The 12,266-nt window shown below is 47.0% G+C and carries 11 protein-coding genes, 1 tRNA gene and 1 pseudogene; 4 read left to right on the forward strand and 9 right to left on the reverse strand.

Translation table 11 applies throughout. The features are described from left to right. The first annotated feature begins 11 nt into the window (after positions 1 to 11). Positions 12 to 449 (forward strand): hypothetical protein, encoded by a 438-nt coding sequence (locus TOL_RS19125; RefSeq protein ID WP_015485751.1) that lies wholly within the window; start codon positions 12 to 14, stop codon positions 447 to 449. A 278-nt stretch (positions 450 to 727) separates the two neighbouring features. Here TOL_RS19125 and TOL_RS02795 read toward each other — a convergent pair whose 3' ends face one another. The 7 genes and pseudogenes from TOL_RS02795 to rpsU all read right to left on the reverse strand — a co-directional run bounded on the left by TOL_RS02795 (position 728) and on the right by rpsU (position 7,123). Further along, entirely contained in the window at positions 728 to 1,030 is a 303-nt protein-coding gene (locus TOL_RS02795) for a nucleotidyl transferase AbiEii/AbiGii toxin family protein (protein ID WP_015485752.1), read from the reverse strand. Beyond that, complete coding sequence (locus TOL_RS02800; protein WP_223248670.1) at positions 1,030 to 1,635, reverse strand: DUF6088 family protein; 606 nt, start codon at positions 1,633 to 1,635, stop codon at positions 1,030 to 1,032. The genes TOL_RS02795 and TOL_RS02800 overlap by 1 nt, the downstream gene beginning before the upstream one ends. A gap of 512 nt (positions 1,636 to 2,147) precedes the next feature. Further along, positions 2,148 to 2,224: transfer RNA gene (locus TOL_RS02805), tRNA-Ile, on the reverse strand. A gap of 182 nt (positions 2,225 to 2,406) precedes the next feature. Next, positions 2,407 to 4,254 (reverse strand): annotated as a pseudogene (rpoD, locus tag TOL_RS02810) (RNA polymerase sigma factor RpoD); the annotation flags it as partial. Positions 4,255 to 4,468: 214 nt separating this feature from the next. Beyond that, positions 4,469 to 6,298: a DNA primase gene (gene dnaG / locus TOL_RS02815; protein ID WP_015485755.1), complete on the reverse strand. Its 1,830-nt coding sequence runs from the start codon at positions 6,296 to 6,298 to the stop codon at positions 4,469 to 4,471. Between the two features lie 141 nt (positions 6,299 to 6,439). Beyond that, positions 6,440 to 6,883, reverse strand: coding sequence for a GatB/YqeY domain-containing protein (locus TOL_RS02820; RefSeq protein ID WP_015485756.1), 444 nt, complete (start codon positions 6,881 to 6,883; stop codon positions 6,440 to 6,442). 24 nt (positions 6,884 to 6,907) lie between these two features. After that, on the reverse strand, positions 6,908 to 7,123 hold the full coding sequence (gene rpsU / locus TOL_RS02825) for a 30S ribosomal protein S21 (RefSeq protein WP_015485757.1): 216 nt from the start codon (positions 7,121 to 7,123) through the stop codon (positions 6,908 to 6,910). 200 nt (positions 7,124 to 7,323) lie between these two features. On the opposite strand from rpsU, the gene tsaD reads away from it, so the two are divergent. The 3 genes from tsaD to folK are packed head-to-tail and all read left to right on the forward strand — an operon-like array spanning position 7,324 to position 9,222. After that, positions 7,324 to 8,364, forward strand: coding sequence for a tRNA (adenosine(37)-N6)-threonylcarbamoyltransferase complex transferase subunit TsaD (gene tsaD, locus TOL_RS02830; protein ID WP_015485758.1), 1,041 nt, complete (start codon positions 7,324 to 7,326; stop codon positions 8,362 to 8,364). Continuing rightward, positions 8,357 to 8,710, forward strand: a complete 354-nt coding sequence (gene folB, locus TOL_RS02835) for a dihydroneopterin aldolase (RefSeq protein WP_015485759.1) — start codon at positions 8,357 to 8,359, stop codon at positions 8,708 to 8,710. The genes tsaD and folB overlap by 8 nt, the downstream gene beginning before the upstream one ends. Then, on the forward strand, positions 8,710 to 9,222 hold the full coding sequence (gene folK / locus TOL_RS02840; RefSeq protein ID WP_015485760.1) for a 2-amino-4-hydroxy-6-hydroxymethyldihydropteridine diphosphokinase: 513 nt from the start codon (positions 8,710 to 8,712) through the stop codon (positions 9,220 to 9,222). The genes folB and folK overlap by 1 nt, the downstream gene beginning before the upstream one ends. Here the strand turns inward: folK and TOL_RS02845 are convergent. Together TOL_RS02845 and traF are read right to left on the reverse strand one after the other, a co-directional pair. Next, positions 9,211 to 10,443: a multifunctional CCA addition/repair protein gene (locus tag TOL_RS02845; protein WP_041588638.1), complete on the reverse strand. Its 1,233-nt coding sequence runs from the start codon at positions 10,441 to 10,443 to the stop codon at positions 9,211 to 9,213. The genes folK and TOL_RS02845 overlap by 12 nt on opposite strands. A 105-nt stretch (positions 10,444 to 10,548) precedes the next feature. Next, positions 10,549 to 12,180 (reverse strand): conjugal transfer protein TraF, encoded by a 1,632-nt coding sequence (traF, locus tag TOL_RS02850; RefSeq protein WP_015485762.1) that lies wholly within the window; start codon positions 12,178 to 12,180, stop codon positions 10,549 to 10,551. Positions 12,181 to 12,266: the final 86 nt, after the last annotated feature.

The following is a 12,266-nucleotide window of genomic DNA, read 5'->3' on the forward strand; positions in this document are numbered from 1 at the left end:
TTAACCAGGGGTTGAATGATCAGATTCAGGATCTGCAACACCGGCTCGCCCAGGCTGAGTTGAGAGCGTCCGAGCTATTCGACGTCAACGCGCAGTTACAACGAAATGCCGATAAATTAAAACAAGCCAATGCGGCGCTAAATAGCGATTTGAACGCAAAGATAGAAGATATCCAGAACCTGGAACACGAGTGCGAAGAAGCTGTAACAAAGTTCCGGGAATTCCAGCATAAAAATGAGCAATTGGCGGAAAACATGGCCGCGCTCACCACTCAGAAAGCAGATGTCGATAAGCAAGTGGCCGTGTTATCCCACGAACTGGAGACCACCAAAGCCGAACTGAAAACCGCCCAGGATAAAGTGGCATTTCTGACCGATGAGAATAAGGTGATTCTTCAGGAAAAAGCAGTGATCCAAGGGCAGTTTAAACAGCTTCAAAGTTCGCTATAACGATTTAATGGATGTGTTTTGATCGTCTGGCTGCAAATGCAGAAATCGTTGCCAGCCCCTAAACGAGCAAACTTGGCAAATTTGTCGGTTCTTCCACAAGACCCTGCAGGCCAAGGAGAAGCATCGATTCGACCAACGTCAGGTTGAAAAAGAATATTGATATTCCTACATATTATCAATGTGTTATAGGTTTTGTGGCTAAATTCAACGCTTTTACCGGCCGAATGCAGCCGAACCTCAAATACAGGGATTAACGGCTATCAAACGAAAACCTACGGTTACGAGGGTGCCACAGGATTCAAAACCGTAGGTTTTCGTTCAAATGCCCCCGCTGGTCCATCTTCAGAAAATCGATCAATAGTCTTCCAGCATTTACTTAGGGCGGTACCGCCTTTGAAAGCAACAGCATAGTCACCCAGTAGCTTTTCATCGTAAAGGATTCTGAGTATCTCAGTTACCCACAAGTCCTTTTCTAAAAAGAAATCCGGTAGTCCGTCTGAGTGACTCTGAGACGCCAGAATAAGCAACTGTTTAAGCTCTTCGCGCTTATTCTCGGTGCGGTAGAAATCCAATATGTGCATTAGGCTATTTCCTTTAGCTTTTGTAGGTTGTTCCTCCAGCTACTCAAAATGCTAAGAGCACTGAGTTTCTCTGCAATCTCTTTTGTTTGGGCTGGAGTCAGAGATAGCCGCTGAATTGCTTTCTTCAAACTGGAGGAGTCAACTGCTTCTGGAGGTGTGACCAGCATAGCTCTCAACATAATACCTTCAGGTTTGGCTTTCCATAGTAGTTTTTTATTACTTACATGTCTGACTTCTACAACTTGGTTTCCGATTTTGAAGTTTGTACTGGCACCATTACTCCAGAAGACTTTTTTCATTGGTGTTTGAGTTTGGAAGCCTAAGTGATATGCAGCCTCCTGACCTTGACTAACCAGCTTATAGCCGTATCGCTTTGCCCAGGCCTTGGCCATCTGCTCTGCACTGGCAGTTGTTTTGATCGAAGGCAAGCTTGCTAAGGGTTTGGGGCGTACATAGAACCCCTTTCGCAGCCGTACTACTTTCCCTTCTTGGGTAAGTCTACTGATGGCTTTCTGTACAGATGTGCGAGTTCCCAGAGCATAAAACCCTGTTATTGGGAATGGTTCACCGCGCTTCATACGGTGAAGTCTTGTTAGTACCATCATTGAGACAGACACGACTCCTCCTGCTCGTGTTATACATGTGACATATAGTCTAACCCAGCAATATCAATGCTTATAAGCTATTTTTTGTCAGGATTAATTCACTTTTATACGTGTTTCGGTAGTGGTGGGATCGTTGTGGGTGTGAGGTTCTATACCTAGAGGTTAACAGCGATGGCTGCTCACAGCGTCGGATGTGTTAAGCACTTTACAATCTTTAAGTCAGTTAGAGTCTTGGATGGGAGTAATGTTACGCGGAGATCAAATAGCTTGTTCAAGTTATCCAGAAATCCAGTAATAACAAGGCCTTGCAGGCTGATTTTGTTTGTAAGGAGAGAGCTAGCGTGCTCAAGTTATATAGAAATTTGCTTATCAAGAGCATTACTGCACTGGTAGGGCTGTGCAATATTAGCGAAGGGGATTTTGCGGCCAATTCTGCTTACCTATGCAAGCATAAAGTGGCCAAAACGGCCAAGTTATGGTTTCAATACCAAATAAGAAGATACTAAGCGGAATGGTGGGCCTTCCCGGACTCGAACCGGGGACCTAGCGATTATGAGTCGCGTGCTCTAACCAACTGAGCTAAAGGCCCTACGATATTGCAGACGTTCTATGATTCACAAGGTGATAGAACGATTGAGCTAACGGCATAGGAGAGAATGTGTTTTCGCGTCCTAGCAGTTTTCTTGGCACGCATTATAAGCAGCATTTTTACGAAGTGCCAGCCATAAAAAACCCAGCTTAGCTGGGTTTTTTATGAACTTTATCAACAACTTATTCGTCGATGAAGCTACGCAGATGATCAGAGCGGCTAGGGTGACGCAACTTGCGCAACGCCTTCGCTTCAATCTGACGAATACGCTCACGCGTTACGTCGAACTGTTTGCCCACTTCTTCTAACGTGTGGTCAGTGTTCATATCGATACCAAAACGCATACGCAATACTTTGGCTTCGCGAGCGGTAAGTCCTGCTAATACAGAACGAGTTGCTTCGGTCAGGCCTTCAGCGGTTGCGGTATCCATTGGTGATTCTGATTGGGTATCTTCAATAAAGTCACCCAAGTGTGAATCTTCGTCATCACCAATCGGCGTCTCCATTGAGATCGGCTCTTTGGCAATTTTCAGCACTTTACGAATCTTATCTTCTGGCATTTCCATGCGCTCTGCCAATTCTTCTGGCGTCGGCTCACGACCCATCTCCTGCAGCATCTGACGAGAGATACGGTTCAGTTTATTGATGGTTTCGATCATGTGTACCGGAATACGGATAGTACGCGCTTGGTCGGCAATCGAACGGGTGATCGCCTGACGAATCCACCAAGTTGCATAAGTTGAGAACTTATAACCACGACGGTATTCGAATTTATCAACGGCTTTCATTAAGCCGATGTTGCCTTCTTGAATAAGGTCGAGGAACTGCAAACCACGGTTGGTGTACTTTTTCGCAATCGAGATAACCAGACGTAAGTTCGCTTCCACCATTTCTTTTTTGGCGCGGCGAGCGCGAGCTTCACCGATGGAAACACGACGGTTAACTTCTTTAATTTCTGCAATTGATAGATTTACGCGATCTTCTACGGATTTGATTTTCTTTTGCGCACGGAAAATATCAAAACGGTAGGTATCCAGTTTATCGGAGTAGGCATGGCCTGCTTCGATAAGATCGGTAATCCATTGGTTATTCGTTTCATTACCTTGGTAACCGGTAATAAAGTCTTTACGGTTCATGCCACATTTGCGCGTCATCATCACCATGATTTGGCGTTCTTGATTACGAATGGCATCAAGTGCTTCGCGCGCACCGTTTACTAACGCTTCAAAATGTTTTGGCGTTAATTTAATCGGAGCGAATAATTCCGCTAGGCGAGAAATTGCTTCTTCTGCTTGTTTGCTAGCGCGACCGTGTTTTTCGATCGCCGCCACCATATCGATATTGGCGTCTCTGATTTCATCGAAGCGACGGATAACTTCGGTTAAGTCGATACCAGTGTCTTCACTCTCGGTATCGCTATCGTCGTCATCGTCACTGTCTGAATCCGTGTCGCTGGTATCGTCAGCAACAGGTGCTGCGGCACCGGCTTGAACACCTGGCTCAGGATCTTCATCAGAAGGATCGATAAAACCACTGAAGATATCGCCAACGCGATTAGGATCTTCTTCGGCTTCTTTGAAGGCGTTCATGATGGTTTGCACGGCGCCTGGGAAATAGGCCAATGCTGACATCACTTCGCGGATGCCTTCTTCGATACGCTTCGCGATGACGATTTCGCCTTCGCGAGTCAGCAGCTCAACAGTACCCATTTCACGCATATACATACGGACTGGATCTGTGGTACGACCGACATCTGAATCGACAAGTGCTAATGCAGCGGCGGCTTCTTCAGCTGCTGCGTCATCGGCCGCATCAGACATGAATAGCGAATCACCATCAGGGGCGACCTCGGATACCGGAATACCGATATCGTTGATCATGCGGATGATGTCTTCGACCTGATCCGGATTGGCAATATCGTCCGGCAAGTGGTCGTTTACCTGGGCGTAGGTTAGGTAACCCTGTTCCTTACCCTTGGCAATAAGTTCTTTAAGACGGGATTGTTGCGTATTCGCTGACATAGAAGCCCTATTTTCCGTTTTTCTAAGGCGGAAGTAAAACGCCGAAGTATAACTTTTAAGCTAACGTTAGGCCAGCACCACGGCGTATTGTTCCCTCCGAATGCTGGCATTATTTGCAGCTTTTCCATGGGATTTGGCAGGTAGTGTCGGTTCGCGCTGTGTATGGGGTTAAGTTTGGGTCTGATCGATCTAATTTCAAGGTGCTGATGTAGATAAATTCTGATCAGCGCCGATAAATATTTGTACGTTTTTTGTTCATTTCATGGCGCTGGCGTTTTAATTCTTGCAGTCGTTGCCGTTCTTCGGTGGAGAGCTTTTCTCCTCGTTCGAATTTTGCTTTGAGCTTGTTGAGTTCGACATCGAGATGGCGCGCTCCCATGCGTTTCAGTACATCGTTAATATCGTTAGCGCTCGGCGGAATGTGGCCGTCGGAGCCGCTTTCTGCCATCTGTTGTAATTCAGCTTGGTAGGGCGTGCCTATCCATTGAATTAATAAACCAACACTGCCTTGTTGCGGCGCTAGTTTCAGCTTACGAATAACTTCTAGCAATAGTCGTTCATATTCCGTTTCTGGGTCGGCATTCGGTAGTTCTAGTTGTTGTGCCAAGCTTGGCTGGCGCACGATTTGAACGAGTGATTTGTACACTGATGGTGCCAGTGGATGCTGTTCTGATTCATCATTAGGCAGGTAGTCGCTAATGTTAATGCTCGGCTCTTCAGGGGGTAAATCGTAATCGAGTACAGTGGCTGGTACAGGTATATTGTTCATGTCGGCCAGTGCTTCGCTGCTCATGCCTATTTCGTCTTCAAGGCGCTTTTTCATTAATTTCTTGAGCATGCCAGCGGGTATTTTATTAATGAGTGGGGCCGCTAATTGGTCAAGTCGTGCTTTGCCGTCGAGAGTATCGAAATCCACTTGTTTTTTTAGAAAATCGAATAAAAATTCAGGTAAGTGGACTGATTTATTGAGACGTTCTTCGAAGGCGTCTTTGCCTTCTTTTCGTACCAAAGTATCTGGGTCTTCGCCGTCGGGTAAAAATAGAAAACGCGCTTGAACGCCATCACTTAACACGGGTAATACAGTTTCCATTGCGCGCGCTGCAGCGGTGCGGCCTGCATTGTCGCCATCGAAACAAAAAATCACTTCAGGCACGATTTTAAATAAGCGTCGTAAATGGTGTTCGCTGGTTGCGGTACCGAGTGTGGCGACGGCGTAATGAATGCCATATTCAGCCAGTGCCACGACGTCCATATAACCTTCGACAATAATAAACCGCGTCAGTTTCTGGCGAATTTTCCGTGCTTCATAAAGGCCATATAGTTCACGACCTTTTTGGAATATTGGAGTTTCTGGCGAGTTTAAATATTTCGGCTTTTCATCGCCTAATACACGCCCACCAAAGGCTATAAAACGTCCGCGAGCGTCGCGAATAGGAAACATAATGCGATCACGAAAACGATCGTAAGTTCGGCCGTCTTCTTTTTCGATCAGCATGCCGCAGGTTACTAATTCTCGTAGGGCTTCTTTGTCGGTGCCTAACTCGGTTTGTAATCCATCCCAGCCTGGTGGGGCATAACCAATGCCAAAGAATTTTGCTGCTTTGCCAGATAAACCGCGATTTTTTAAATAATCGACGGCGCGTCCGCGTTGTTCGTGCTGGCGCAACATTTGTTCGAAATACTGGCTCGCGGCTTCCATTCGTTTGAACAACCCTTGGTGCTGTTGTTCTTGGCGGGCATCGTGGCTTATTTGTTCTTTAGGTACTTCTAGGCCAGCTTGGGAGGCAAGTTTTTCTACCGCATCAGGAAAACTCAAACCATCGTATTCCATAACGAATTTAAGTGCTGTGCCGGATGCGCCACAACCAAAGCAATAATAAAACTGTTTGTCTGGGCTTACGGTAAACGACGGCGTGTTTTCGTTATGAAAAGGGCAGCAAGCGGAGTAGTTTTTTCCCGTTTTTTTCAACTTTACGCGACTATCTACCACATCGATGACATCGAGGCGGGCGAGTAATTCGTCAATAAAGCTCTGGGGGATACGGCCTGCCATGGTGCTGATTGCTTCTCTGGTTACCGGGATGATGGTTCGGGATCGGTTAGTGTAGACCGAATGGTTATTATCCTAAACGTCAGAAACGCAAAAAGCGCCATTAACAGGTTAATAGCGCTTTTAGCTTTGCCCGCAGCTGAATCAGCCCAGTTGAGACTTCACTAGTTGACTGATCTGTGCCATATCGGCACGACCTTGCACCTGTGGTTTTAGGATGCCCATGACTTTGCCCATGTCCTGCATACTTGCAGCACCGGACTGTGCAACGGCATCAGCCACCAGTTTGGCCAACTCTTCTTCGCTCAAGGCTTCTGGCAAAAATTCGTACAGTACATCAATTTCGAACTGTTCAATATCTGCCAGATCATCACGCCCTGCTTCCCGATACTGAGAAAGGGAGTCACGACGCTGTTTGGTCATTTTATCGAGTACCGCAAGCGCGCGAGCATCATCTACTTCAATGCGCTCGTCGACTTCTATGCGTTTGAACTCAGCTTGAATAGAACGCAGCGCAGTTAGGCGTTGCTTATCTTTTGCGCGCATCGCTGCCTTTACGGCATCTTTGATGGTCGCTATCAAGCTCATATCAAACTCCTCGAAAAACCTGTATTAGTACAAACGCACCATTTTACGCTGTTCGCGCTGTACTTTCTTCAGGTGACGCTTCACTGCAGCCGCTGCTTTACGCTTGCGGATCCAGGTTGGCTTTTCGTAATGTTCACGACGACGTACTTCAGACAGTACACCGGCTTTTTCACATGAACGCTTGAAGCGGCGTAACGCAACGTCAAACGGCTCGTTTTCTTTAACTTTTACAGCTGGCATCCAATCACCTACGTATTTAGTCAATTCGTTTATTCTGGGGAAATCATGGCCCCAGTCAGAGGGCGGGCATTCTAAAGCTTTTGCATTCAGATTGCAAAGCGTAGTTTGGAAATGCTTTAACAGCCACAGTTGAAGCCTTCGCTAGCGCCCATTGGCTGCTGGCAGTATCATGGTCGGCTAAACCGTTGTAGGGGTAGTTTATGCGGGTTCTGGGACTGGAAACGTCATGTGACGAGACCGGTATTGCCTTATATGACAGTGAGCTTGGGCTGCTGTCACATCGAATTTATACGCAAATAGCCGTTCATGCAGAATATGGCGGCGTTGTGCCTGAATTAGCGTCACGCGATCATGTACGCAAGGCTATGCCCCTCATTCGTGAGGTTATGGCTGAAGCTGGTTTAACATTAGCTGATCTCGACGGTGTTGCCTTTACGCGCGGTCCTGGCTTAGTCGGGGCCTTACTCGTTGGTGCGTGCTTAGGTCGTAGTTTGGCGTGGGCTCTCGGGATTCCGGCGGTAGGTGTACACCATATGGAAGGCCATTTGTTGGCGCCTATGCTGGAAGAAAACGCGCCGGAGTTTCCGTTTATTGCGCTGCTTGTATCGGGCGGTCATACCCAGTTGGTGCAAGTTGAGGGCATTGGTCAGTACACCTTATTAGGTGAGTCATTAGATGATGCTGCCGGTGAAGCGTTTGATAAAGCCGCGAAAATGATGGGTTTACCTTATCCAGGGGGCCCTGAACTCAGTCGTTTGGCTGATTCGGGAAATGCTAAGCGTTTTCGTTTTCCTCGCCCAATGACCGATCGTCCCGGTTTGGATTTTAGTTTTAGTGGTTTAAAAACCTTTACGCGTACAACCATTCTTGATTGTGCCGAAGATGGCGTGCTGTGCGATACCGATAAAGCGGATATTTCCGCGGGATTCCAAGATGCGGTGGTTGAAACGTTAGCCATTAAATGTCGACGGGCGATGAAGCAAACGGGTATTTACCGTTTAATTATTGCCGGTGGGGTCGGTGCTAATCGTTCTTTGCGTGCGCGTCTACAAGAAACAGCGGCTGAGTTGGGGGGGGAGGTCTATTACCCTCGCCCTGAATTGTGTACGGATAATGGCGCTATGATTGCCTATGCGGGTACGCAACGTTTACTCGCGGGGGAATGCTCAGATCTCGCGGTGACAGCGGTTCCGCGTTGGCCGATGACGGAATTAAAACCTCTGGATACCAAACATGGATAAGGTATTCATTCGTGGTTTACAGGTTGACGCAGTCATCGGTGTTTATGATTGGGAAAAGCAGGTACGCCAACCATTAATTTTCGATCTCGAAATGGCGTGGGATATTCGCGTAGCAGCTGCCACCGATGATTTAATTCATGCGTTAAATTATCAAGCGGTAACTGAATTTATCGAACGCTTTGTGCGCGAGCAGCATTTTCAATTGTTGGAATCATTACTTGAGCGTTTAGCTGCCGGTTTGCGCCAAGAGTTTGGTATGCCGTGGTTGGGTATTCGCGTGGAAAAGCCAGCCGTTGTGCCACAAGCAAAAGCGGTTGGTTTGTATATCGAGCGGGGCGATAGTTAATGGCGCGGGTATTTTTAGGTATTGGCGCGAATCTCGATCCTATGATGAATATTCGCATGGGCTTAGCGCGTCTTGCGCAGGATTTTAAAGTAGTGCAAGTCTCGCCTTGGTATCAATCGCCAGCGCTTGGTTTTTCTGGCCCAGACTTTATTAATCTTGTTATCGAAATAGAATCAAACATGTCAGTGGCTGATTTATCAGCGCAGCTTAAGCAAATAGAAACGGATTTTGGCCGCGCTGCAAATGCAGTGAAGTATTCTTCTCGCGCTTTAGATGTTGATATTTTGTTGGTCGATGATTTGTGTGGTGAGTTCGATGGTATTGAATTACCGCGCAACGATATTTGGCAATGCGCTTTTGTTTTAAAGCCGTTGTTGGATTTAGTTCCTAAGGCAATTTGCCCTAAGAGTGGTGAAACTTTTGCTAGCTATTGGCCTGCTGTGGCAAACCAAACGCTGCAGTTAATTGTGAGCGACACTAAGGCGCAAAAATCTGCGCGTTCATCGCGGTAACTGATTTTCTTTCCATTGTTGTAAATGCTGCCCACGCGCTTTCGTCAGTCCTGCGCGAATTTCTGCGCCTTGTAGTCCTTGCTTGATCATATCTTGTGCGTTAATGCTTAATGCTTCTTTAAACGCCTCGCGGCAGTATTCCGCTTGCGGATAGGATGTATCCTCCAGTCCCGTGCGACCTCTCGCATCGGCGCTGCAAACAATTAAAAACTGTTCAAAGCGTTCAGGTTTGCGCCAAGCATCTAAGCCATCGAATAATTTCAGTAAAGTTTCACCACGTAATTCAAAGGCGCGATGCACATGCGTGTGCCACTCGCTGCTCAACAGCGCTAAGGTACTGGCATCGTTTGGGGCTTTTACTCGTTTATTTAATGCTTTAATGGGTTTAATGCCACGTCGTTCATGAGCAATATGTCGTGGCCATTCTTCTGGTGGTGTTAAGCCTTTACCCAGATCGTGAATCAGCGCAGCCCAGCGCACCGCAATATCTGTCGACATTTTACTAGCGGCCGTTAGAGACATCAGCGCATGCACGCCTGTATCAATTTCAGGATGATGTGCCTCGGGTTGCGGCACGCCAAATAGAACGTCGAGTTCAGGGAACCAGACTTTTAAAGCTCCGCAAGTCCTCAACACCTCAAAGTAGACCTCCGGTTGGGCTTCACTTATGGCGCGCTGAGTTTCTTGCCATACCCGTTCGGCCACTAAATGATCGAGCTCACCGTCGCTTACCATTCGCTGCATTAAGCGCATAGTGTCCTCGGCGACCGTAAAGCCTAAAGGCGCAAAACGAGCTGCGAATCTTGCTACCCTGAGTACGCGTAAGGGGTCTTCGCTGAAGGCGGGCGAAACATGGCGTAGAAGGCGCTGCGTTAAATCTTGTTGGCCACCGTAAGGGTCAATAATGGTACCGTCATCATCTTGAGCCATAGCATTGATGGTGAGGTCGCGCCGTTGCAAATCGTCTTCTAAGGTAACGTCGGGTGAGAAACGGCAGTCGAAGCCTTGATAACCTTTACCGGATTTTCTTTCGGTTCGTGCGAGCGCATATTCTTCGTGAGTTTGCGGATGCAAAAATACTGGGAAGTCAGCGCCGACTTGTTCAAATCCTTGGCTAATTAATTCATCTGGTGTTGCGCCAACGACCATCCAATCCCGGTCTTTGATTGGAATATTAAGTAATCGATCGCGAACGGCACCGCCCACCAAGTAAATCTGCATTAGGTTCTCAAGTTCAAAAAAAATGGCTGTTGCTAATGCAACAGCCATTGAGTGTAGCCCGAGTTAGGCAGTCGTTAAAGTCTATCGAGCAATTACGACGGCACCTTAAAAATAGAATCCAGTCTCAAGTGCGACGCCGACTTCTTTCTTGTAGTCGCTTGGATTAGCCAGTGCGGCAATATCGATATGGACACCGAACGGTGACAACCCAAAGCCGAGTGAAACAACTTCACTGTTGCTTGCACTTAAATTAGTGCGGTAGCCAGCTCTGACTTGAAAGGTTTCATATAAATCGAATTCAGCACCGATGGCTGCATATTGAGTCGCTTGTTCGTAAGCGATAGGGTCGTTTTCGACTAGGTCTAAATCACCAGCAACCGTTACCCAATTATTACTGTAGGAAACACCAGCACGAAATTGTGGTTTAAGCGATACAGTGCCACCTTCAACAACAAGATTATTTGAACTGCCACGCACCGGAGCATCGGATAGATCAAAATCTTTAGAGATTAAATTTTTAGCAACCACACCAACCATCCACTGGTTGTTTTCGCCAAGGCGCATTGAGGCACCGATATCTAGGTTGATGTGACTGTAGGTTGCACGCGAGTCTTCGATATCACTGGTTTCGATATCGTCTTCGTTGTCCATTTCGGTGATGTAGTGGTATGTCTCGATTGTTTGTAGCTTAGGTGTCACGCCGATAGCCACTTTACGATCGGCAATAGTAAATTCGCGTGAGAAGCTTAAGCCAACATCAGCAATACCAACGGCAACAATTTCTACCCGAGAGTCTAAGTTGGGGTTTTCTGCTTCGTTCGAAATATCACCCCCATTAAAGATCTTAATAGAACCATCGGCTGTTTCTACATCGTCTGATGTATAGTTTTGGAATTCATCAAGACTATCTTGAATACTCGTCGCGGCGGTTTGAATATCGGTTGGGCTTGCACCAGCTTCAACATCATCTGCCAGTGTATTAATGTCGGTTGGAATGGCCTGCGCAATATCAACGTACCCTTGGGCAGCAACACCGTATGCGGTAATTAAATTTTGGTCAGTACCAGTAAAAATAGTTCGGCCAGAAAAATGTACATCCGCATTCACAGAGAGCGCGGCAGCAAACTTTTTGCCCGGCATAGCGACGGCCATGCCAACACCGGCGCGGCCACGAATAGGATCACCAGAAATAGAATTGAGCGAGTCGGTTAATTCCTTAGTAACGCTATTTACTTCACTTAACTTGCTATTTACTTCGTCGAGATCATCGGCAAAATTTTGATTGGCGGTACGAAGGTCATCGGCCTTTTGCGCATTAGTTCGGCCATCACTGTTACCTAGGCTATTCAACTCATTAACTAAAGCGGTAGATGATGCTTGAACATTATTGACTGCACTGTTGAAGTTATTACTCGAAGCATCGTCGAATAAATCTTCGAATTTTGGCACGGTAATATCAGAGATATCGTTGGCTGAATCAATTAATTCTTCTTCATCGGCAACCACAACACCAACCGATGGGAAGATAATGGCGAAGTCATCTTCATTACGAGCTTGTGATAGTAATGATGGGTTAAATGCGGGTGCATGTGCAAGTTTCGCGCTTGCAACGCCAGTGTCACCCATTGCAAGTCCACGGGCATCCATAGGTAAAAAAGGTGTCGCCATCGCTGTGTGTACAGACAGGGCTGAAATGGCAGCAACCGCGGTTGCAAGTAAGGATGGTTTAATAGTCATGGCAAGTCCTGTAATGATTGATAGCCGTCGTGTCGGTTATCAATAAGCGTAGCTGGCGAACGAAAGCTTGCTTGGTAAAACGAGTA

The organism is Thalassolituus oleivorans MIL-1, assembly GCF_000355675.1.
Taxonomy (GTDB): Bacteria; Pseudomonadota; Gammaproteobacteria; order Pseudomonadales; family Oceanobacteraceae; genus Thalassolituus; species Thalassolituus oleivorans.